This window comes from Bacteroides acidifaciens, assembly GCF_024623065.1.
Lineage (GTDB): Bacteria > Bacteroidota > Bacteroidia > Bacteroidales > Bacteroidaceae > Bacteroides > Bacteroides acidifaciens.
On sequence record NZ_JANJZR010000045.1, the window covers coordinates 1 to 22,403 of the forward strand.

Consider the following 22,403-nt stretch of genomic DNA (forward strand, 5'->3'; position numbering starts at 1 on the left):
TTTTCTTGCGGGCATTTTTATTTTATCGGCTGAAAAACAGCCGATAAAATTGTCGTGGCGGAAAATAGAATGATTACAATGTTTTCCACCTTGGATATGGAATCATACACGAACCTGTATTGGAATTACTAAAATACAACATGCTACTTCACCCTAGTGTGATGATTAAAAAAGAATTTCTACTTAATCACCATATTGAATATCAAAATTACCCCTGTGTGGAAGATTATAAATTGTGGTTTGATATAGCCAAAGCTGGAGGAATATTATTTGTAGAACCACAAGAACTATTAATGTTTAGAAGAAGCGATACGCAGGTCACCGTAACAAAAAAAAGAAGAAATGGCTTTAGGCTCAATACGTTTAAGAAAGGAAATTCTTCTCTATCTTCTCTCTGTATATAATAATAAAACATTAAATAGCCTATTATCCGATTTCGAAAATTTAGAAAAGAATAAATGGATGTCTAACGAAGATATATTCCGCTTTTTTGTTAGCCTATTTAATAAGATATCATGAATTATAATTTTAGCGGAGTATATTTATAACTTCTGTCACATTCTTCATAGCTACAGGATTTTATAACTACTAAAAAATAGCATTTTATCTATTTGGTTGAGCCGATTCTCTCACTTTTTCCACAAAAAAAATCCCAAAGCGGTTTGCAGCCTTGGGATTTATATATCAAACAGGAACAATTATTCCCACTCTATGGTTGCAGGCGGCTTGGAGCTGATATCATAGGTTACACGGTTCACTCCTTTCACCTTATTAATAATATCATTCGACACCTTACCCATAAATTCATAAGGCAAATGCGCCCAGTCAGCTGTCATAGCATCCGTAGATGTCACAGCACGCAAAGCAACGGCTCTTTCGTACGTACGCTCATCGCCCATTACACCGACAGACTGCACCGGCAACAAGATAACTCCTGCCTGCCATACTTTATCATACAATCCCCAGTCACGCAATCCCTGAATAAAGATATCATCGGCATCCTGCAGAATACGTACTTTTTCAGGAGTAATATCACCCAGAATACGCACGGCCAACCCGGGTCCCGGGAACGGATGACGAGTAATCAGATGTTCGGGCATACCCAATTCGCGACCTACCCGGCGCACCTCATCCTTGAACAACAAACGAAGTGGTTCACATAACTTCAGGTTCATCTTTTCAGGAAGACCGCCTACATTATGATGGCTCTTTATCACCGTACCCGTAATAGACAATGACTCGATGCAATCCGGATAAATGGTACCCTGTGCCAGCCATTTCACATCTTTGATCTTATGAGCTTCTACATCGAACACATCAATGAAACCCTTACCTATAATCTTACGCTTACGTTCCGGTTCAGTTACGCCAGCCAATTCATTGAAGAACTTCTCGCTGGCATCTACGCCGATTACGTTCAAGCCAAGACATTCATAATCAGCCATCACATTCTTGAACTCATTCTTGCGTAGCATACCGTGATCTACAAAGATACAAGTCAAGTTTTTGCCAATAGCTTTGTTCAACAACACCGCAGCAACGGAAGAATCAACTCCACCGCTTAAACCAAGAACGACTTTATCATCACCCAACTGGGCTTTCAGTTCGGCAACTGTGCTCTCAATAAAAGAAGCCGGCGACCAGTCTTGCTTGCAACCGCAAACATCTACCACAAAGTTCTTCAAGATTTGAGTTCCGTCTTCACTATGGAACACTTCCGGATGGAACTGTACACCCCATACTTGCTCGCCTTCTATCTGATAGGCGGCAATCTCGACCTTATCCGTCGAAGCTATTTTCTTGAAATTATCCGGGATAGCAGTAATCGTATCGCCGTGGCTCATCCATACCTGCGAACAGTCGCGCACACCTTTAAACAGCACATTGTCTTTGCAAAAAGACGCCAAGTGTGCACGTCCGTATTCACGTGTGCCGGCCGGTTCCACTTTTCCGCCATTGGTGTATGACATAAACTGTGCACCATAACAAATACCCAATATCGGATATTTACCACGAATTTCACTCAAATCTACTTTGAAAGCATCTTTATCGTAAACCGAAAAAGGACTTCCGGAGAGAATGACTCCTTTAATAGTCGGGTCTTCTTTAGGAAATTTGTTATAAGGAACAATTTCACAATACGTATCCAATTCACGTACACGACGGCCTATAAGCTGTGTTGTCTGCGAACCGAAATCAAGAATTATTATTTTTTCCTGCATATCAATTGGTTGGATTTTGAATAAATGATGTGCAAAAGTAGGAAAAAGTCAGCAAAGAGATAGAAGAATAGGCATAAAAATCTACTATTAAATCTTTTTTTGGCTGATAAGTAGGTTAGACCGTCACACATGAAGTTGAAAGATTCTACACCACTTTCTTATGCAGTCGGCATAAATGGTTTACCAATATCCGGATTAATCTGAAAAAACGGATTGGAGTAAAATACTCTCTCATATAATATGAAAGAGAGTATCTTATTCATTTCTGTACCGATATATAAACCTGCTTTTAGAGATACGCTTGTCCAAATCCTATAAGACATATTTCTTAAATGAAAAAAGCCGTGGCGGTTACCCTACAAAAACAATCAAATATTTCATTAATTCAAAATTAAACATTAATTTTGCCGCGTTTCCTACGCCGAAAACCTTGCTCGACAAGGTGGATAGGGAGGGAAACGGACATATTAAAGAAAAGACGTTTATTTGGCGTTTTGTTCAGGCAACTCAAAACTTCGCGGTTTTATATAAATTCTGTCTAAACAAAGCAACGATAGATGTCCGTGGGGTATGTTATTTTCTTCTTACCACTTTTCTCTCTTCGCGTGAAGAAAGAGAAGTGTGCTAGGAGTATACATATCGGCGTGGGCTTCTGCGTTGCTCGTTCAACAGAATTGGGCAATGCGAAGGCCTTGAGTTGCGGGACGAGTGACAGGTACAGATTCCCGCGCTTTCTTTATATGCCCACACTTAATCATTTACTAAAATGTCAACTCAGGGGAATCGATTGACTGATTGAATACTATGGGATTTTTAATCAGTGGAAAGAAAGAAGTTTCCAAAATGTCTGACAAAGAGAAGATTAGCCTCCTCAAATCTTTACAAACAAATTTAGAAGAAGAAGGATGCTGGACAGCAGAATGGTTGTCCGAACAGAACATCACACTCCCCAAATGCGGTGAAGAAGAGGAAGAAGAAAGACAGCTGGCCGAAACGCACAAGAAGTTGACCGACACCATCGCCGAACTGGAGAAACAGGAAAAGGAAAAGGAGGCTTTGGACAGAGAATATCAGGAACTGTCTGCCAAACTAAAAGAGATCCGGCAAAACATTGCCGAAGGAGAAAAAGAGCTGCAAGAAGAGAAAAAGACAGTCACTCCTTCCACTACCACACCTCTTGATTTGAACGAACTGAAAAATGAGTTGCAAAGCAACCTTACACAAATTCTGGAAACCTTATCAGGCAAGATCGAACACGAGAACCACGAACTGACGCGCATACTGGATAAGGTAGAAGACAAACTGATGCGCAAGGAAGCCGACTTACAAGGATTCCAAGAAGACTCATATTTGAAGGCTACCGCTCCTTTCTTAAAACAATTCATCCACTTGGGCGATATGATGCGCAAAGTAGTAGAAGAGAATCCGACAGATACGGAAACTTCAGCCCCCTATCTCTTAAAGCAGTTTGAACAATTGATAGATAGTATAGACTTCATCTTAAGAGACTTCTCCGTAGAGGTGTTCCGACACGATGAAGAGGATACACGCTTCGACCCGCACACCCAGCAATCATTCGATTACCTTACCGATGACATCACGCTCGACAAAAAGATCCGTCGGACAATAAACCCCGGTTATATTTGGACGTTACCCTACATTTTAAGAGCCAAAGCCAATGGAGAAGCACATCCGTTGAAAGAATACCGCATGATATTCCGCCGCGAGCAAGTGGAATGCTACAAATACATGGATAAAAAACAATAAAAAATACAACAACATGGAAGAATTTTACGGAATAGACTTGGGAACCACCAACTCTTGTATTGCAATCATCGATGAAGAAGACTCGGTAACGGTAGTCACCAACGAAGAAGGACAACTGACCACTCCTTCTGTAGTGGCTTATGACGAAGACGGCTCTCCATACGTGGGAACAGCCGCCAAATCCAATATGGCAAACGATCCGGAACGCACGGTTTCCTTCATCAAACGAGAGATGTCTAACGATAATTACAAACGGAGAATAGGAAACATCGATATCAATCCTATAGACGTTTCCGCCGAAATCCTTAAAAAGCTAGTGAGAGACGCCAATCAAAAACGGCAAGACGAAGAAGGAAAAGACCCGATACATAAAGTAGTAATCACCGTACCGGCCTACTTCGGAAACGCGGAACGGACACGTACCATGGAAGCCGGCAAACGTGCCGGATTGGAAGTCATCTCCTTAATCAACGAACCTACAGCGGCAGCCTTGTCCTTCGGTATCAAGAACAGGCAGAACCGCACAATCCTGGTATATGATTTGGGCGGTGGTACGTTTGACGTCAGCATCATGAAAATACAAAATGGAGTGATGGACACTTTAGCCACCAACGGAAATCACCAATTGGGCGGTGTGGACTGGGACGAGCAAATAGTCGACTATGTCCTGCAAAAAGAAAACTTCAACACTACATGCAAAGAGTTGAAAGAACACGATATGGCCAACTACGGCTCCTTGATCATAGGCGCAGAAGAGGCTAAGAAAATCCTGTCCACTCCCAGCCGGGAAAAAACAACCCTTCGCTACAACTACAAGGGAATACACAACACAGAAATCACCCGAAGCGAATTTGAGGAACTCACCATCGAACTGATGAAGATGACCGACCAGCTTATCGATACCACCATGGAAATGGCGGGCAATCCTAAACTGGACGATGTGTTACTTGTAGGCGGTTCCTCACGCATGCCCATGGTAAAGGCATTTATTGAAAAGAAATTCGGAATCACTCCCCGTATATTTGAGCCCGACCTCGCCGTGGCCAAAGGAGCAGCTTTGTATGCGGCACAAGAAGAAAAAGGATACACCGAAGTCGGCATACAATTGGGCAACGACAAAGGCTCGGCCTCTTATGGTGTGGCAGCCTATGTCAACGGAAAAGAAATGGTATGCAACTTGATTCTGATGAGCGACAATCTGTGTGTAGAGAAAACCTTCGATGAATTTTCTACTTTGAACGATGGACAAACATCCGTAAGAGTAGCTCTCTACGAGAACCGTGTCAATAAAAGTCTTTGCGAAGTACCCATGTCCATACTACTACAAGATGGCGATGTGACATGGGGATATCCCGTTCCTAAAGGAACACCTTTAAAGTATGTCGTGAACAGAGGAAAAGATGGCATCATCAAGGTACATTGTGAAATAGAAGGCAAAACAGCTGATTTTGTTATCAACACCAAAGGTGTATCACTAAACCGATAAATAAGAAATGGTTACTCCTGTATTTGAAAACAAAGTAAAAGAATGGGAACGCAAAAGATTGGAGGTGCGCAAAGGCATCTCCGATCCCCATTACAATGAACAAGAAAGCTATTTCACCGAATTGGAACAAATGGCTTTCAGCAGTCCGGTCAAAAAGAAAGAGATGAACGAGCGTATCGTGCAACTACGTGAGTTTGCCTTAGGAATAGCCGGAATCAAGCCGGATCTGTCCGCCGCACTTAACTCTTTTCTGACATTGAGCGAAACGCTATTCGGAAATCCCGATTTCAAATCGGTAGCCATCAAAGAGAAGCTGGCGGCAGACCTGTTGTCATCGCCAGAAAAAGAAAAACCGCGTCCTCAACCCAAAGACAACGGAAAAACCATCGTAGAAATGGACACCATAGCATGGGACAATGCCACGTCCAAACTGTGGACCGGCAACATCTGGGCCTACGATTCTGTGGCAAACGACTTCCTCATAGTGTTATTCAATATGATAAACGCAGAAAAAAGTGTTCCTTCTGCTGAAATTAAAAGACTGATTACCTTTGCCAATCAAATCAGTGGTAAAGAGGCGCAACTAGCTGCCGATGTACAGAAATTCGCAGCATTGTCCGACAAATACTTCAGCAATGGAAAGATGGATCTTTTCCAAAGGACACTTGCCAACAAAGGAATCCTTGATAAATGGATAGAAACTTACAATTCATTTATCAAGAAAATAAAAGAAGAAGGAGAAAACAAAAGAAGAGAAGAAGACAGGAGAAAAGAGGAAGAAGAAAGAAACAAAAGAGAAAAGGAAGAACCTAGAACCAAAGGAAAAGAACGAAAGAAAGAGAAAAACTCGCACGGTTGCTTATGGTTCCTATTCCTCATCGGAATATTTTGGGCCGGTTATCAATTCTGGTATAAAGACTACAAACGGGACAAAAACGCCCCGCGGAGCTATGTATACGCTACCAATCTTTTTTTACGTTCTTCCGCCATAGCAGATGTAGAATACAACCGGATAACCACCATCCCATACGGTTCGGAACTGATTACCTATTCCAATGAAAACGGATGGGCTCATGTCAAGGCAGACGGGAAAAAAGGTTATGTCGCTTCTGACTATTTGTTGAACTCAGAAGAATTTCATTTACTGAATGGTGTCTGGGGAAATGAAGATGCCAAAGATGCCGTATCCACAGCCAAATGCAGACTGGCTATATTAAATTATTTAAAGAACAATGGTATAAAGACAGGAAGTACAGCTTGGCAACTATACGCTAAGCCCAAAGAAATAAAACCGAACAGTGTCTTGTATCCTCGTTTGAACGATGGTTATGACAACTTCACCGAATTTGCATTCATATTGAAGGACAATCAAACCGGAAACAGGAGACTCGCTTTGTATTCCTTTGAAGAGGATGAGACACCCGTGTTCCGCTATACGGAAGACGCACCAGTCAAAGGTGACATCAAGTCCATCACTTACAACAAATGGAATAATAAGTATAAAGTAACTTATTCGAATCAAGAATCCGGCACTCCGCCAAAGACAAAGAAAGAACCCGTGAAAGAGACACAACCTGTTTCTTCCAACAAGTTGACGGTGCTTTCCACTGTTTTCGCCAACATGGATGACAATGGAGACATCTCAAGTGAATATGGTCAGCAGCTTTATTCCGACATGCAATATTTAATCGGTAAAGTTTCTTACAGAAGACAATCAGCCACTCCGGAAACGGTTACATTAAAAGTTAAAATCATAAGCCCGAACGGTACGGTTGCCAAAGGCAAAGTATCACCGGCAGGGTATACCTTTGAACAAAAGATTACCTTATCGGAAAAAGAAGGCACTTTTGAAACGACCGGATGGGGAAGCAGCGGAGGAAAATCATATCTACCGGGAACATACCACTATGAAATCTGGATGGATGGAGCCAAACTATACACTAAATCCATAAACATCAAAGAAAAGAAAAAAGAAGAAGAAAACACAAATCTTTCTGACGACCACATATATGATGCTGCCGAACAGATGCCGGAATTCCCTAATGGTGGAATGGCAGGAGTAATGCAATATTTGAGTAGAAATATCAAATATCCGGCTATCGCACAGGAAAATGGAACTCAAGGGCGTGTGATCGTGCAATTTGTAGTTAACAAAGACGGTAGTATCACGGATGTAAAAGTAGTAAGAGGTGCCGATCCATACTTGGACAAAGAAGCCATACGTGTAGTTACAAATATGCCCAAATGGACACCCGGAAAAACAGGCGGGAAAGCTATACGTGTGAAATACACCCTGCCTATTACTTTCAAACTTACTTAGATGAGAAAAACAACGAAATTATTAGGGTGCTTCATATTAGGTGCCGTAGCAGCATGGTTTGCTTATAAGTGTTATTTCGATAACACATTGCAGAACATACAAAACGCCAATCTCCTGCTTATATCCAAGCAGGAGATGAAGCTAAGATTGATTGATTATAAAGGAAGGGAATTGTTTGCCGCCCATATCGCTTGTGGATTAAACTATGGAAACAAACAAAAACCGGGAGACATGAAAACACCCGAAGGAGTCTTTTCCATTTGCGACATTCAAAATTCACAGAAATGGACACACGACTTCCACGATGGAAAAGGAGAAATAAAAGGGGCATACGGTCCCTTCTTCATCCGCCTGGCTACTCCCGGACATAAAGGCATAGGCATTCACGGCACGCATGATTCTCTTTCCATTGGCACAAGAGCGACCGAAGGTTGCATCCGTTTAAAGAATGAAGATTTGGAAAGACTGGTGCCCATGCTGAACGTGCCGATGACCGTAGTAATAACCCCTTCCGCACAAGATGAAATAAACAACTAAAATCCAAAGCCTATGAAAACTTATGTATGGACAATCATTCTGTTGTGTTATTGCCTGTGGTGCACGGCACAAACAAAGTACGAAGTAACCGCCAACACTTTTCTGAATATCCGTAGCTACGCAGACAAAGAGGCTCCGGTGTTAGGAACAATAGACAAAGGCGGGAAAATAGATGTGTATGAAATAAATGACGGATGGGCTAAAATCGGATATGACAACGGTTATGCGTATGTCAGCGCACAATACCTGAAGAGAGTGGAGGAAAACAGCACGGTCTCCAATCCTACAGACTCCAAATTCCATTTTCCCTTATTAAACCTGGCGACAGGCAATGCGGAATGGATGGTTTATTTAATTGCCGCTCTTTCTGTGGCACTATTCTTCATCAGAAAAAGCAGAGGAGAAACGCCATTGGAAGATGGTTTACATACCGTTAATTGGCTACTGTTTTTGACAACCGCTATATCAGAGCTTGTCTATTTGATATTGATGGGAGGAAATGCCATTTGGTTTTGCATTCCGGACACTGTAGGTTGGCTATGGACGATTATCAATTTTCTGTTGTTCGGCTTTGTGGTATTCAACCAGTTCGTATGTTTCTTCAACACACTGGAAGATGTAGAATACAACAGTTACGGTTCTTTTGACAAACGATGGGGAATCTACTCTTGGGTAGGCGGTATTATTGCCGGTATTGTAACCGGAATATTTTTCCCGGTTGCTGTTGCATTTGTAACCATTGCATTCATTGTATGCCAAATTATTCAAATAGTATTAATATTCAAAGGAGTGGTCCCTAAAGGAGGGTGGACAAGGGCTTTTCTTTGCGTGGCCGTCTATTTGTTGGGCTCTTTATCCACGATATTGATTCTGGCACACTTTGTCGTACTACTCATTATTGTACTAATAGGATACTTCATACTTTATATCATCGGAGAAAGCAGCAAGCGTTCATCTAAGGAATGTTGTGCGAACTGCAACCATTATAGCAACGGTTATTGCCATTATCACAATATCCAAATCAGCGACAGTGACGCATGCAATAAAAAGTGCAGCAATTATAGTTGACCCACCCTTTTTCACGCATAAGTCCCTACTTGGTATGCACCAATTTTTGCCTTGCAACCATGTTTCAGACCCGACAACTCCAAGCTTCTTATATTTTAGAATCCGAGTCATCGGGTCTGGATCCATTACTTTTTCTCTTTCAGCAAGTCGCGGATCTCCGTCAACAGCACTTCCTCCTTGGTAGGTGCCGGAGGAGCAGGCGGCGTAGCTGCAACTTCCTCTTTTTTCTTTGTTATCAACTTCGTTATCAAACGTATAAATAAAAATATAGAAAAAGCAATAATCAGAAAGTCGAACGTAGCCTGTAGAAACTGACCGTAATCCAAAGAAACCGCCGGAGCTATCTCCTTACCGTCGGCTCCCACTTCTGCCGCTTTCATCACCCATTTCAAATCTGTAAAGTTCACACCACCAACCAGTAAACCAATCGGAGGCATAATAACATTAGCCACCAATGATGATACGATTTTGCCAAATGCACCACCAATAACTACACCGACAGCCATATCGATGACGTTGCCTTTCATGGCAAACGCCTTAAAGTCCTGTAAAAATGTACTCTTTCCCATCTTTTTTCAATATTTAATGTGAATTTAATGTGCGAATATAAAAACATTTTTGTAATTTTGCCCCGCATTTGAAAATAAAACAAATGCGGAGGTAGAGAGATATTTGAACAAATATTATAAAACCCTTAAAAGTTTAAACAAAATGATTAAAGTAGGTATTAATGGATTCGGACGTATCGGACGTTTCGTTTTCCGCGCTGCAATGAAAAGAAACGATATTCAAATCGTAGGTATCAATGACCTTTGCCCGGTTGATTACTTGGCTTATATGCTGAAATATGACACAATGCACGGTCAGTTCGATGGTACTATCGAAGCAGATGTTGAAAACAGCAAATTGATCGTTAACGGTCAAGCTATCCGTATCACAGCTGAAAGAAATCCGGCTGACTTGAAATGGAATGAAGTAGAAGCTGAATACGTTGTTGAATCTACAGGTTTATTCTTGAGCAAAGACAAAGCTCAGGCTCACATCGAAGCTGGTGCAAAATATGTTGTAATGTCAGCTCCTTCTAAAGATGATACCCCGATGTTCGTTTGCGGTGTAAACGAAAAAACATACGTAAAAGGTACTCAATTTGTATCTAACGCTTCTTGTACTACTAACTGTTTGGCTCCTATCGCTAAAGTATTGAACGACAAGTTCGGTATCCTTGACGGTTTGATGACTACAGTTCACTCTACAACTGCTACTCAGAAAACAGTTGACGGTCCTTCTATGAAAGACTGGAGAGGTGGTCGTGCTGCTTCTGGCAACATCATCCCTTCTTCTACTGGTGCTGCTAAAGCTGTAGGTAAAGTAATTCCTGCATTGAACGGCAAATTGACAGGTATGTCTATGCGTGTTCCGACTTTGGACGTATCTGTAGTTGACTTGACAGTTAACTTGGCCAAACCGGCTACTTATGCTGAAATCTGCGCTGCAATGAAAGAAGCTTCTGAAGGCGAATTGAAAGGTATCCTGGGTTACACTGAAGATGCAGTAGTTTCTTCTGACTTCTTAGGTGACACTCGTACTTCTATCTTCGACGCTAAAGCAGGTATCGCTTTGACTGATACTTTCGTTAAAGTTGTATCTTGGTATGACAACGAAATCGGTTACTCTAACAAAGTTCTTGACTTGATCGCTCACATGGCATCAGTTAACGCTTAATTTAGAAGCTTGAACCATATAGAAAACCGCTGCGGGAAACCGTAGCGGTTTTTTTATACATTTCATTTTATATATTGTTAAAAAGCAACGTGTTATCCGTTGAATAAGCAACAATTTTAGTAGTTTTGTATTTCTATGGAGAGATTATTAATAACATTGATACTAGTTTGCACTATGAGCAATATAACAAACGCCCAGAATCCTTTCTACGGGCAATATCATACGCCGCACGGAACCGTGCCGTTCGACCGGATTAAAACTGAGCATTATGAGCCTGCTATCCTCGAAGGAATCAAGCTGCAAAATGCAGAAATAGAGGCTATCATACAGAATCCGGAAAAGGCTGATTTTAGCAATACGATAGAAGCTTTCGAAGAATCAGGGGAATTACTGGATAAGATAGTTGCTGTCTTCGGTAATATGTTGAGCGCAGAAACGAATGATGATTTGCAAGAACTCGCTCAAAGGATTATGCCGTTGCTCAGTGAACACAGCAATAATATCACACTGAATGAACAGTTATTCGCACGTGTGAAAGAAGTGTATAACCAAAAAGAGACTTTGCAACTGACGCAGGAACAAAAACAGTTATTGGAAAATGCATACAACAGTTTTGTTCGTCATGGTGCCAATTTGAAAGGAGAAGCACGGGAAGAATACCGACGTCTGACTACCGAACTGAGTAAACTGACGCTTACTTTCAGTGAAAACAACCTGAAAGAGACAAATGCCTATCAGATGCTGTTGACAAAAAAGGAAAGTCTCGCCGGACTGCCCGACATCATCGTAGAAGCCGCTGCTGAAACAGCCAAAAGCGAAGGAAAAGAAGGATGGGTGTTCACGCTTCATGCTCCAAGCTATGTTCCTTTCATGACGTATTCTGACAATCGTGATTTACGCCAGAAGTTGTATATGGCTTATAATACAAAATGCACACATGATAACGAATTCAACAATATCGATATCGTAAAAAAGATAGCTAATACACGCATGAAAATAGCCCAGCTATTGGGATACAAAGATTATGCGGAATATACGCTAAAGAAAAGAATGGCCGAAAACAGCGAGTCTGTATACAAGCTGCTCAACCAACTGCTGGAAGCATACACTCCTACCGCACAACAGGAATACAAAGAAATCCAAGAACTGGCCCGCGAAGAACAGGGTAATGATTTTGTTGTAATGCCTTGGGACTGGAGTTATTACTCAAACAAACTGAAAGACAAAAAATTCAATATCAATGAAGAAATGCTTCGCCCTTACTTCGAATTGGAACAAGTGAAGAAAGGAGTGTTTGGGCTTGCAGAAAAGTTATATGGAATTACCTTCCGGAAAAATACAGAGATCCCAGTTTATCACAAAGAAGTGGAAGCCTTTGAAGTGTTTGATAAAAACGGAAAATTCTTAGCCGTCTTATATACTGACTTCCATCCGCGTTTAGGTAAGCGCGCCGGAGCTTGGATGACGAGTTACAAAGACCAATGGATAGATAAAAAGACTGGCGAAAACAGTCGTCCGCATGTATCCGTTGTGATGAACTTTACCAAGCCAACCGAGAATAAGCCTGCTTTATTAACATTCAATGAGGTAGAAACATTCTTGCATGAGTTTGGACATAGTTTGCATGGTATGTTTGCCAATTCCACTTACAGAAGTTTAAGCGGAACCAATGTATATTGGGATTTTGTGGAGCTTCCTTCGCAAATTATGGAAAACTTCGCCATAGAGAAAGATTTCCTCAATACATTTGCCCGTCATTATCAGACAGGAGAAGTTTTACCGGATGAATTAATAAAACGTCTTGTAGACGCTTCTAATTTCAATATTGCTTATGCGTGTCTGCGACAACTGAGTTTCGGCTTACTTGATATGGCGTGGTATACTCGCAACACTCCTTTTGAAGGAGACGTGAAAGCTTATGAACAGGAAGCCTGGAAAGATGCACAAATATTGCCGGTTGTACCAGAAGCATGCATGAGTACACAGTTCTCCCATATCTTTGCTGGCGGATATGCCGCCGGATACTATAGCTATAAATGGGCAGAGGTACTGGATGCCGATGCTTTCTCATTGTTCAAGCAAAAAGGAATATTCAATCAGGAAGTTGCAGACTCGTTCCGCGATAATATTCTGTCGAAAGGAGGAACGGAACATCCAATGGTACTTTATAAACGTTTCCGCGGACAGGAACCAAGTATTGATGCCTTGTTAATCAGAAACGGAATTAAGAAATAAGTAATAGGTATTAAGTATGAAAAAGAACATATGCAAAATTATAGGATTGCTGTTATTGCTTCCTTTATTTTCCGAATGTAATGATACAGATGATTTATCCGAAATATTTGTAAGAAAATGGAAATTAACGTATATAACTAAAGTAAACAGTCATGGATGGTATACGTTTCCTGGGATTGATGATAGTAACTATAAAGAATACCGCGACGGCAATAAGTCTTTCACTTTAACATTAAGTGGTAATGAAGCTGATAATGTAATACAAGGGACATTTATTGGTGCTGGTTCAGTCATTACAAGCGGAAAATGGAATGCTAATGGCAAAAGCCAACAATTTGGCATGCATGATGTCGAAGGAAGCCCGACTGATGGTAAGGATAAAATTGCCAATAAAATTTTGGAAGGACTAAAACTAGTAAACTCTTACAAAGGTTCAGACAGTAATAATTTATTCCTTCATTATGAAGAGCCGACAAGCAAGGAAGAACTCTGTTTAGTATTTGCACCAAGTAGGAATTAGAATCAAAACGACATGGACTCAGAAAAGAAACAATTAGAACTTGACAAACGTTATATTCGTATGGCTAACATATGGGCTGAAAACTCCTATTGCCAACGCCGTAAAGTAGGTGCATTAATCGTTAAGGATAAAATGATTATCTCTGACGGATATAACGGAACACCTTCCGGTTTTGAGAATGTATGCGAAGATGAAAACAATCTGACAAAACCATACGTTCTGCATGCGGAAGCAAATGCCATTACCAAAATTGCACGTTCAAACAACAGTAGCGACGGTGCTACCATGTACGTCACCGCCTCTCCTTGCATCGAATGTGCGAAGTTAATCATACAGGCAGGAATCAAACGGGTAGTTTACTCCGAACATTACCGTCTGGAAGATGGAATTGAGTTATTAAAACGGGCGGGAATTGAAGTTATCTATACAGAATTAGATGCCCATTCCTCTCCGAATAAATAAGAAGACGAACGTTAAAAAAAAAGGAATAGACATGAGTACAAAAAACCCTTCACGTTTTACACCTGTCATCATAGCAGTCAGCGTGGTAGTCGGGATTCTTATCGGTACATTTTATGCCAAGCATTTTGCCGGCAATCGTTTGGGTATTATCAACGGCTCCTCCAATAAGCTAAACGCATTGTTACGCATTGTAGACGATCAATATGTTGACACCGTAAACATGGCCGATTTAGTGGAAAAAGCCATGCCGCAGATTCTGGCCGAATTAGATCCACATTCAACGTATATCCCTGCCCAGAATCTCGAAGAAGTCAATTCGGAACTGGAAGGTAGCTTTAGCGGAATCGGTATCCAGTTTACCATACAGAACGACACCATTCATGTGAATGCAGTTGTTCAGGGGGGTCCTTCTGAAAAGATAGGATTGATGGCGGGCGACCGTATTGTTACCGTAGACGACAGTTTGTTTGTCGGTAAGAAAGTAACCAATGAACGGGCCATGCGCACTCTGAAAGGGCCCAAAGGTTCACAAGTGAAACTAGGAATCAAACGAACGGGAGAAAAAGACTTACTGCATTTCAGCATTACCCGCGGAGACATTCCTCAAAACACCGTTGATGCAGCTTATATGCTAAATGATGACATTGGTTACGTGAAAGTCAGCAAATTCGGCCGTACCAGCCATGTAGAATTGTTGAATGCGCTGGCACAACTCAACCATAAAAAATGCAAAGGTCTGATCATTGACCTCCGTGGTAACACCGGAGGATATATGGAAGCTGCCATCCGCATGGTAAATGAGTTTCTGCCCGAAGGAAAATTAATTGTATATACTCAAGGCCGTAAATATCCACGTGCAGAAGAATTCGCCAACGGCACAGGTAGCTGTCAGAAAATGCCGCTCGTTGTATTGATTGACGAAGGTTCTGCTTCTGCCAGTGAAATCTTCACTGGAGCTATTCAGGATAATGACCGGGGTACAATTGTAGGACGCCGTTCCTTCGGTAAGGGACTTGTGCAACAACCGATCGACTTCAGTGACGGTTCAGCCATCCGCCTCACAATCGCCCGCTACTACACTCCATCCGGACGCTGCATCCAACGTCCATACGAAAGCGGTAAAGATCGCAACTACGAACTGGATTTATACACCCGTTACGAACATGGGGAATTCTTCTCACGCGACAGTATCAAACAGAATGAGAACGAACGTTATAACACCAGTTTGGGACGTACTGTTTATGGTGGCGGTGGTATCATGCCGGATATATTCGTACCGCAAGATACAACGGGAGTCACCTCTTATCTTTCTACTGTTATTAACCGGGGGCTGACTATTCAATTCACATTCCAGTACACGGACAATAACCGGAAGAAACTCAGTCAATACGAAACCGAAGAAGAGTTGCTGAACTACCTCCGTCACCAAGGCTTGGTTGAACAGTTTGTCCGTTTCGCTGACAGCAAGGGAGTGAAAAGAAGAAATATTCTAATCCAGAAATCTTATAAGCTGCTGGAAAAGAATATCTATGGCAATATCATCTACAATATGTTAGGGCTAGAAGCCTATCTCCAATACTTCAACAAAACAGATGCCACGGTCAATAAAGGTATCGAAATACTCGAAAAAGGAGAAGCCTTCCCTAAAGTTCCGGTAGCAGTTGAAGAGGAAGAAGTGAAAAAGGATAAAAAAGATGGAAAGAAAAAAAGAACTGCGCAAGCATATCGCATCACTGAAGACCCGTCACGCGGATTCAGCTATGCGGAAGTTGCAATCAGCTAAAGTACTTGCCGCCCTCGAAGCCCACCCGGCTTTCAGGGCGGCAAATACTATATTACTTTATCATTCGCTGAAAGACGAAGTAGACACACACGCGTTTATCCGGAAATGGAGCGACAAAAAACGGGTTCTGCTTCCGGTAGTTGTAGGCGATGACCTGGAATTACGTATATACAGCGGTCCCGAAGATATGGCAACCGGCAGCTATGGTATAGAAGAACCGACCGGTGAACTCTTCACAGACTATGCCGCCATAGACTTCATCGCCGTTCCCGGAGTCGCTTTTGATGCCAAAGGTAACCGGTTGGGACGAGGAAAAGGATATTACGACCGACTGTTGCCACGTATTCCGTCTGCCTTCAAAGCCGGCATTTGTTTTCCATTTCAATTAGTAGAAGAAGTTCCTGCGGAACCATATGATATCCGTATGGATATAATTATAACAAATAATGAAGACGAATTATCACACCCATACCACCCGCTGCCACCATGCGACAGGGAGTGACGAAGAATTTGTTTTAAGCGCCATCAAAGGCGGTTATCAAGAACTAGGTTTTTCTGACCATACTCCGTGGAAATACCACACCAATTATGTATCCGATATCCGCATGACTCCCGAAGAATTGCCGGAATATGTAGAAAGTCTCCGTTCATTACGGGAAAAGTACAAAGGCCAAATCAGCCTGAAAATAGGATTAGAATGTGAATACTTCCCGGATTATCTCCACTGGCTGAAAGGAGTCATCAAGAAGTACGAGCTGGATTACGTCATTTTCGGGAACCACCATTTCCATACAGACGAAAAGTTTCCCTACTTCGGACGATATACAGATACGGTGGATATGCTCGAACTTTACGAAGAGAGTGCTATCGAAGGGATGGAAAGCGGACTGTTCGCTTATCTGGCGCATCCTGATTTGTTCATGCGCTCCTACCCCCGATTCGACCGTCACTGCAAATTGGTCAGCAGACATATCTGCCGGACAGCAGCACGGTTAAATCTGCCATTGGAATATAATCTCGGCTACGAAGACTACAATGACAAACATGGAATTATAACCATCCCCCATCCTGATTTTTGGGAAATAGCCGCTCACGAGGGCTGCACCGCCATAATCGGAATAGACGCGCATAACAACCAATATCTGGAAACACCCTTCTATTATGACCGCGCAGTCAAAACACTGAAAGAACTGGGAATTAAGACAATAGACAGGATACCTTTCCTCAACGGAAAATGATATTTGTAATAACCGTGGCCCCTACCTTCTCATTGAGTGCGCGTATCAGCATCTCGCGCCCCATCAGCAGTTCCTGACGAAGGGCGGCAGAAGTAAGATGTACATACAAAGTCTGATTACGAATATAAAGGTTGTTGGTATAAGCCGCCGCAGGTCCCAGGATTTTGGGCCAGGCATCCAGCAATCTTTGTTCGTTCAGCGGAGACTCCAGACTCTCCTGACGAAGAAACTGCTGAATCAGTTTTCCTATTTGTTCGGCATCATTACGCCTCATTGTCAGCCTCCATTTCTTGAATTGCCCCCTCTTCTACACGAAATATTTTATAATCACTACCTACCTTATATAAAATACGGTCGAGATGTTCCCGGTTTGTATCTGTTATAAATATCTGCCCAAAATTGTCTCCGGCTACCAGCTTCACGATTTGCTCTACACGGGACGCATCCAGCTTATCAAAGATATCATCTAATAATAATAAAGGAACAGTTCTTCCGGTACGTTTCAAGAAATCGAATTGAGCCAGTTTCAATGCTACCAGATACGTTTTATTCTGCCCCTGCGATCCCTCTTTCTTAATCGGGAACTCGCCCAGCAGCATATTCAACTCATCCTTATGAATCCCACGCAAAGAGAATCCCATAATCTTGTCCCGCTCCCTGCTTTGCCTCAACACTTCCAACAAAGAAGCGTCACGCGCATGGGATTCATATGACAGCCCTACATGTTCCTTATCCTGGGAAATGAAAGAATAAAAAGACTGAAAGATAGGAATAAACTCTTTGATAAACGCTTCGCGCTTCTTGAATACAATTTCACCAGCCTGCGCCATCATTTCTTCCCAAACCAAAAACAGTTCCTCTTCGACAGGAAACTCACTTTTCAGCAAAGTATTCCGTTGTATCAGTGCTTTGTTATACCGTATAAGCGCATCCAGATACTCCTTATCATACTGCGAAATCACGACATCCATAAACCGGCGCCGTTCATCACTTCCTCCGGCAATCAATTCGGAGTCCGCAGGCGACACCATTACCAAAGGCAGAAAACCGATGTGATCGGAAAAACGGCTATACTCCTTCTTATTACGCTTGAACTGCTTCTTCGAACGACGTTTCATCCCGCAATAAATCTCCTCGGGAGTCCCGTCCTCAGCTTCATAAAATCCCTGAATAACAAAGAAGTCCTGTTCGTGACGAATATTCTGGGAATCAATCGGATTGCCGGAACTTTTGCAAAAAGACAAAAAATACACCGCATCCAGTAAATTTGTCTTTCCCATCCCATTCTGCCCGAAAAAGCAATTCAGTTTGGCGGAGAATCCCAGCTCCACTTCTTCCAGATTCTTATAGTTTAATATGGATATTCGTTTCAGTATCATTGTGTACGCGTTAATTTGCTCACAAAAGTAGCAAGATTTTCGCGGTTTTCGGGTGTAAAACAAAAAAAGATGGCTCTAAATTTCATTTGTAGATATAAAAAAACTAATTTTGCGAGTCGAAATATCAAACTGTGAATAATAACAAAAAGAATCATATAAAATGGCAGAACAGAAAAATCAGAATGAACATCTGAACGTAGAAGATGCACTGACACAATCGGAAGCATTTCTTATCAAGTACAAAAACGCAATCATCGGCGGTGTTGTTGCTGTAATTATTATTGTAGCAGGTATTATCATGTACAAGAACCTCTATGCTGAACCACGTGAAGAAAAAGCACAGGCAGCCCTCTTCAAAGGACAGGAATACTTTGAGCAGGATGCTTTCGAGCAAGCACTGAACGGTGACAGCATCGGTTTCGCCGGTTTCCTGAAAGTAGCTGACGATTACAGCGGAACAAAAGCAGCTAACCTGGCAAAAGCATACGCAGGTATTTGCTATGCACAACTCGGCAAATACGAAGAAGCTGTAAAGATGCTGGATGACTTTAACGGAAACGACCAGATGGTTGCTCCCGCAGTTCTGGGTGCTGCAGGTAGCTGTTACGCACAACTCGGTCAGTTGGATAAAGCAGCCTCCACTTTGCTGTCGGCAGCAGACAAAGCAGACAACAACACATTGAGCCCTATCTTCCTGTTACAAGCCGGAGAAATCTTGGTGAAACAAGGTAAATTTGACGATGCAGTGAGCGCATATACCAAGATTAAAGACAAATATTTCCAGTCTTACCAAGCTATGGATATCGATAAATACATCGAACAGGCTAAACTGATGAAGAAATAATATACCTTATTATATATAAGATATCAGGCACGGATTACACAGATTGACACGGACTAAAACAATTATCACAACCGTGAAATCCGTGTAATCCGTGCCTTTTTTCTCACCCCCTTCCTAAACTTTCATTTTTCAATTTTTAATTCTCAATTTATTATGGCAACAGCTTATCATAATTTATCCGAATACGATTTCAACTCCGTTCCGAATGCTGAAAATATGAAATTCGGCATTGTCGTATCCGAATGGAACTACAATATTACAGGCGCTTTGCTAAAAGGCGCAGTCGAAACGTTAAAAAAACATGGAGCAAAAGAAGAAAATATTCTGGTGAAAACTGTTCCGGGAAGTTTTGAACTAACTTTCGGTGCGAACCAAATGATGGAAAATTGCGATATCGATGCAATTATTACAATTGGTTGCGTAATTAAAGGAGATACTCCACATTTTGATTATGTTTGTATGGGAGCCACTCAAGGAATTACCGAATTAAACGCAACTGGCGATATACCAGTTATTTACGGATTAATTACCACCAATACGATGGAGCAGGCAGAAGAGCGTGCCGGTGGCAAGTTAGGTAATAAAGGAGACGAATGTGCAATTTCTGCAATAAAAATGATCGATTTTGTTTGGAGTTTAAATAAATAGTTGTATCTTTGCATCGCAATTGAGAAACAAACCATCTCAAAAGCAAAAAAGGGCAAATACCAGAGTGGCCAAATGGGGCAGACTGTAAATCTGCTGTCTTTCGACTTCGGTGGTTCGAATCCATCTTTGCCCACAAAAATTGCGGAAGTAGCTCAGTTGATAGAGCATTAGCCTTCCAAGCTGAGGGTCGCGGGTTTGAGCCCCGTCTTCCGCTCTCTAAAGAGAATCTGAGAAATTAGATTCTCTTTTTTTGTTTTACTTCAGACCGCTATGATTATGAAAGATTCTCTGACACAAACTCACGTGCTCCAGTTAGCGCATCCCCCTATCCCTACCGTTCATATAGGAATCATCGGATTGGGCAACCGGGGCTTACTCACCCTACAACGTTATCTGCAAATAGAAGGAGTAGAAATCAAAGCCCTTTGTGAAATTAGGGAAGGCAACCTTCACAAAGCACAGCAACAATTAAAAGAGGCGAACCGCCCCGAAGCCATCGGATATACCGGAACAGACGGCTGGAAGAAAATGTGCGAATCAGACGGAGTGGATTTAGTTTTCATCTGCACCGATTGGCTGATGCATACACCGATGGCTACCTTTGCCATGGAATGCAACAAACACGTAGCCATCGAAGTTCCGGCAGCTATGAGCGTGGAAGAGTGCTGGCAACTGGTCGATACGGCAGAGAAAACCCGACGCCACTGCATCATGCTAGAAAACTGCTGCTATGACCCTTTCGCACTGACTACTCTCAATATGGCCCGTCGAGGAATACTCGGAGAGATCATGCACGTAGAAGGTGCCTATATCCACGACCTTCGTTCGATGTATTTTGCCGAAGAAAGCGAAGGCGGCTATCACAACCACTGGGGAAAGAAGTACAGCATTGAACATACCGGCAATCCCTACCCCACTCATGGCTTGGGACCCGCCTGCCAGATTCTCAACATTCATCGTAGTGACCGGATGGAATATCTTGTTTCCATGTCTACCCACCAGGCAGGAATGACCGAATATGCCCGCCGGATGTTTGGTGAGTACTCACCGGAAGCCTGCCAGAAATATCAATTGGGAGATGTCAATACAACCCTTATCCATACGCTTAAGGGAAAAACAATCATGCTTCAATATGACGTATCTACCCCGCGTCCTTACAGCCGCCTGCAAACAGTGTGCGGCACATTGGGTTTTGCACAAAAATATCCGGTTCCATGCATAGCGCTGGATCCGAACGGTGACACACCGCTTACAGGAGAAAGACTGGAGAAAACACTGGCACGATACAAACATCCTTTCAGCGCGACTATCGGTGAAGAAGCGCACCGTAAAGGGTTGCCCAATGAAATGAATTATGTAATGGACTATCGCCTTATCTATTGCCTGCGCAACGGGCTTCCACTGGACATGGACGTATATGACGCAGCAGAATGGTCGTGCATCACAGAACTAAGCGAAAAATCCGTGTTGAATGGAAGCATGCCGATGAGTATACCCGACTTCACTCGGGGAGCATGGAAAACAAAATGAATAAAAGAAGATTCTTTTTCAAAAATTTCAAGGTGAGGTGAATATGCCGTTCTACGGCTTTTTCACCGATCCCGCAGCGGAGGGCAATCTCCCGATAAGTCATATTCTCCTCCCTGCTCATTAAAAATATCTCACGTTGTCTTTCTGGCAGAACAGCGATCAACCGGTCGATATATTCCTTCAAATCCTCAGCCACCATCCGGTCTTCCTGATTGTAGGGCTCTTCATTTTCAATGGAACGCAAAACCGTCATCTTGAACATATCTTCGCGTATCTTGCTACGTGTCTTATTAAAAATAATGTTTCGGGTAATAATAAATAAAAAGCCCTCCACCTTCCTGTTGTTATCCAACAGATGGCGGGCTTCCCAAAACTTCACAAAAACATCCTGTACGATTTCAGAGATACTGTCGGAAGAAGTTATATATAACTTAGTAAAATTATAGACCCTCTGCCAATAATGGTCATATAATACAGCAAAAGCTATATTATTACCATTTTTTACTTGCTCTATCAACTCTTCCTCTCTCATATTGTACAAAATCTTGCTTTATACAAAGATAAAGATTTTACAGAGAATTACATCTATAAAATGCATGAAAAAAGCCATAGATTAACACGCCGCACAATTATCTGATAAAA

Annotated in this window: 19 protein-coding genes, 2 tRNA genes and 2 pseudogenes; 18 read left to right on the forward strand and 5 right to left on the reverse strand. The window is 42.1% G+C overall.

Annotated elements, in window-relative coordinates; translation table 11 throughout:
* Positions 1-698: 698 nt before the first annotated feature.
* Positions 699-2,222, reverse strand: coding sequence for a glutamine-hydrolyzing GMP synthase (gene guaA / locus NSB03_RS13120; protein WP_120468304.1), 1,524 nt, complete (start codon positions 2,220-2,222; stop codon positions 699-701).
* A gap of 804 nt (positions 2,223-3,026) precedes the next feature.
* On the opposite strand from guaA, the gene grpE reads away from it, so the two are divergent.
* The 6 genes and pseudogenes from grpE (at position 3,027) to NSB03_RS13150 (ending at position 9,400) form a co-directional block, all read left to right on the forward strand.
* Positions 3,027-3,989 (forward strand): nucleotide exchange factor GrpE, encoded by a 963-nt coding sequence (gene grpE / locus NSB03_RS13125; RefSeq protein WP_024987570.1) that lies wholly within the window; start codon positions 3,027-3,029, stop codon positions 3,987-3,989.
* A gap of 13 nt (positions 3,990-4,002) precedes the next feature.
* A complete protein-coding gene (locus NSB03_RS13130) occupies positions 4,003-5,475 on the forward strand; it encodes an Hsp70 family protein (RefSeq protein ID WP_024987571.1) in 1,473 nt (490 codons plus the stop codon).
* 643 nt (positions 5,476-6,118) lie between these two features.
* Positions 6,119-6,583 (forward strand): annotated as a pseudogene (locus NSB03_RS13135) (SH3 domain-containing protein); the annotation flags it as partial.
* A 906-nt stretch (positions 6,584-7,489) separates the two neighbouring features.
* Positions 7,490-7,795, forward strand: a pseudogene (locus tag NSB03_RS13140) (energy transducer TonB); the annotation flags it as partial.
* A complete protein-coding gene (locus NSB03_RS13145; RefSeq protein ID WP_024987574.1) occupies positions 7,796-8,332 on the forward strand; it encodes a L,D-transpeptidase in 537 nt (178 codons plus the stop codon).
* A gap of 12 nt (positions 8,333-8,344) precedes the next feature.
* On the forward strand, positions 8,345-9,400 hold the full coding sequence (locus tag NSB03_RS13150; protein ID WP_024987575.1) for an SH3 domain-containing protein: 1,056 nt from the start codon (positions 8,345-8,347) through the stop codon (positions 9,398-9,400).
* Positions 9,401-9,525: 125 nt separating this feature from the next.
* Here NSB03_RS13150 and mscL read toward each other — a convergent pair whose 3' ends face one another.
* Positions 9,526-9,969, reverse strand: a complete 444-nt coding sequence (mscL, locus tag NSB03_RS13155; RefSeq protein WP_024987576.1) for a large-conductance mechanosensitive channel protein MscL — start codon at positions 9,967-9,969, stop codon at positions 9,526-9,528.
* Between the two features lie 142 nt (positions 9,970-10,111).
* Here mscL and gap point away from each other — a divergent pair, with 142 nt between their 5' ends.
* The 7 genes from gap to NSB03_RS13190 all read left to right on the forward strand — a co-directional run bounded on the left by gap (position 10,112) and on the right by NSB03_RS13190 (position 17,360).
* Positions 10,112-11,122, forward strand: coding sequence for a type I glyceraldehyde-3-phosphate dehydrogenase (gap, locus tag NSB03_RS13160; RefSeq protein WP_007765077.1), 1,011 nt, complete (start codon positions 10,112-10,114; stop codon positions 11,120-11,122).
* Between the two features lie 174 nt (positions 11,123-11,296).
* Positions 11,297-13,357, forward strand: coding sequence for a M3 family metallopeptidase (locus tag NSB03_RS13165; RefSeq protein WP_024987577.1), 2,061 nt, complete (start codon positions 11,297-11,299; stop codon positions 13,355-13,357).
* A gap of 16 nt (positions 13,358-13,373) precedes the next feature.
* Positions 13,374-13,877, forward strand: a complete 504-nt coding sequence (locus NSB03_RS13170) for a DUF4847 family protein (RefSeq protein WP_024987578.1) — start codon at positions 13,374-13,376, stop codon at positions 13,875-13,877.
* 12 nt (positions 13,878-13,889) lie between these two features.
* Positions 13,890-14,339: a dCMP deaminase family protein gene (locus tag NSB03_RS13175; protein WP_121766778.1), complete on the forward strand. Its 450-nt coding sequence runs from the start codon at positions 13,890-13,892 to the stop codon at positions 14,337-14,339.
* Positions 14,340-14,370: 31 nt separating this feature from the next.
* On the forward strand, positions 14,371-16,122 hold the full coding sequence (locus NSB03_RS13180) for a S41 family peptidase (RefSeq protein WP_135034817.1): 1,752 nt from the start codon (positions 14,371-14,373) through the stop codon (positions 16,120-16,122).
* A complete protein-coding gene (locus tag NSB03_RS13185) occupies positions 16,034-16,624 on the forward strand; it encodes a 5-formyltetrahydrofolate cyclo-ligase (protein WP_128824364.1) in 591 nt (196 codons plus the stop codon). The genes NSB03_RS13180 and NSB03_RS13185 overlap by 89 nt, the downstream gene beginning before the upstream one ends.
* Complete coding sequence (locus NSB03_RS13190) at positions 16,569-17,360, forward strand: histidinol-phosphatase (protein ID WP_135034819.1); 792 nt, start codon at positions 16,569-16,571, stop codon at positions 17,358-17,360. The genes NSB03_RS13185 and NSB03_RS13190 overlap by 56 nt, the downstream gene beginning before the upstream one ends.
* Here the strand turns inward: NSB03_RS13190 and NSB03_RS13195 are convergent.
* Complete coding sequence (locus tag NSB03_RS13195) at positions 17,347-17,634, reverse strand: DciA family protein (RefSeq protein WP_024987581.1); 288 nt, start codon at positions 17,632-17,634, stop codon at positions 17,347-17,349. The genes NSB03_RS13190 and NSB03_RS13195 overlap by 14 nt on opposite strands.
* Entirely contained in the window at positions 17,624-18,739 is a 1,116-nt protein-coding gene (gene recF / locus NSB03_RS13200; RefSeq protein WP_121766781.1) for a DNA replication/repair protein RecF, read from the reverse strand. Before recF ends, NSB03_RS13195 begins: the two co-directional genes overlap by 11 nt.
* Before the next feature lie 160 nt (positions 18,740-18,899).
* Here recF and NSB03_RS13205 point away from each other — a divergent pair, with 160 nt between their 5' ends.
* The 5 genes from NSB03_RS13205 (at position 18,900) to NSB03_RS13225 (ending at position 21,761) form a co-directional block, all read left to right on the forward strand.
* A complete protein-coding gene (locus tag NSB03_RS13205; RefSeq protein ID WP_024987582.1) occupies positions 18,900-19,583 on the forward strand; it encodes a tetratricopeptide repeat protein in 684 nt (227 codons plus the stop codon).
* A 153-nt stretch (positions 19,584-19,736) separates the two neighbouring features.
* The gene (ribH, locus tag NSB03_RS13210; protein WP_024987583.1) at positions 19,737-20,231 is read left to right on the forward strand and encodes a 6,7-dimethyl-8-ribityllumazine synthase; all 495 of its coding nucleotides are present in this window, start codon (positions 19,737-19,739) and stop codon (positions 20,229-20,231) included.
* A gap of 50 nt (positions 20,232-20,281) precedes the next feature.
* Positions 20,282-20,364 (forward strand) — tRNA-Tyr (locus NSB03_RS13215).
* 8 nt (positions 20,365-20,372) lie between these two features.
* Positions 20,373-20,445: transfer RNA gene (locus NSB03_RS13220), tRNA-Gly, on the forward strand.
* Between the two features lie 62 nt (positions 20,446-20,507).
* The gene (locus NSB03_RS13225; protein ID WP_024987584.1) at positions 20,508-21,761 is read left to right on the forward strand and encodes a Gfo/Idh/MocA family protein; all 1,254 of its coding nucleotides are present in this window, start codon (positions 20,508-20,510) and stop codon (positions 21,759-21,761) included.
* Here NSB03_RS13225 and NSB03_RS13230 read toward each other — a convergent pair.
* Entirely contained in the window at positions 21,733-22,293 is a 561-nt protein-coding gene (locus tag NSB03_RS13230) for an RNA polymerase sigma factor (protein WP_024987585.1), read from the reverse strand. The genes NSB03_RS13225 and NSB03_RS13230 overlap by 29 nt on opposite strands.
* Between the last annotated feature and the right edge of the window lie 110 nt (positions 22,294-22,403).

Bases quoted from the DNA above. Each gene is read 5' to 3' on its own strand.
- guaA (WP_120468304.1), bottom strand. From the start codon at position 2,222: ATGCAGGAAAAAATAATAATTCTTGATTTCGGTTCGCAGACAACACAG.
- grpE (WP_024987570.1), top strand. From the start codon at position 3,027: ATGGGATTTTTAATCAGTGGAAAGAAAGAAGTTTCCAAAATGTCTGAC.
- NSB03_RS13130 (WP_024987571.1), top strand. From the start codon at position 4,003: ATGGAAGAATTTTACGGAATAGACTTGGGAACCACCAACTCTTGTATT.
- NSB03_RS13145 (WP_024987574.1), top strand. From the start codon at position 7,796: ATGAGAAAAACAACGAAATTATTAGGGTGCTTCATATTAGGTGCCGTA.
- NSB03_RS13150 (WP_024987575.1), top strand. From the start codon at position 8,345: ATGAAAACTTATGTATGGACAATCATTCTGTTGTGTTATTGCCTGTGG.
- mscL (WP_024987576.1), bottom strand. From the start codon at position 9,969: ATGGGAAAGAGTACATTTTTACAGGACTTTAAGGCGTTTGCCATGAAA.
- gap (WP_007765077.1), top strand. From the start codon at position 10,112: ATGATTAAAGTAGGTATTAATGGATTCGGACGTATCGGACGTTTCGTT.
- NSB03_RS13165 (WP_024987577.1), top strand. From the start codon at position 11,297: ATGAGCAATATAACAAACGCCCAGAATCCTTTCTACGGGCAATATCAT.
- NSB03_RS13170 (WP_024987578.1), top strand. From the start codon at position 13,374: ATGAAAAAGAACATATGCAAAATTATAGGATTGCTGTTATTGCTTCCT.
- NSB03_RS13175 (WP_121766778.1), top strand. From the start codon at position 13,890: ATGGACTCAGAAAAGAAACAATTAGAACTTGACAAACGTTATATTCGT.
- NSB03_RS13180 (WP_135034817.1), top strand. From the start codon at position 14,371: ATGAGTACAAAAAACCCTTCACGTTTTACACCTGTCATCATAGCAGTC.
- NSB03_RS13185 (WP_128824364.1), top strand. From the start codon at position 16,034: ATGGAAAGAAAAAAAGAACTGCGCAAGCATATCGCATCACTGAAGACC.
- NSB03_RS13190 (WP_135034819.1), top strand. From the start codon at position 16,569: ATGAAGACGAATTATCACACCCATACCACCCGCTGCCACCATGCGACA.
- NSB03_RS13195 (WP_024987581.1), bottom strand. From the start codon at position 17,634: ATGAGGCGTAATGATGCCGAACAAATAGGAAAACTGATTCAGCAGTTT.
- recF (WP_121766781.1), bottom strand. From the start codon at position 18,739: ATGATACTGAAACGAATATCCATATTAAACTATAAGAATCTGGAAGAA.
- NSB03_RS13205 (WP_024987582.1), top strand. From the start codon at position 18,900: ATGGCAGAACAGAAAAATCAGAATGAACATCTGAACGTAGAAGATGCA.
- ribH (WP_024987583.1), top strand. From the start codon at position 19,737: ATGGCAACAGCTTATCATAATTTATCCGAATACGATTTCAACTCCGTT.
- NSB03_RS13225 (WP_024987584.1), top strand. From the start codon at position 20,508: ATGAAAGATTCTCTGACACAAACTCACGTGCTCCAGTTAGCGCATCCC.
- NSB03_RS13230 (WP_024987585.1), bottom strand. From the start codon at position 22,293: ATGAGAGAGGAAGAGTTGATAGAGCAAGTAAAAAATGGTAATAATATA.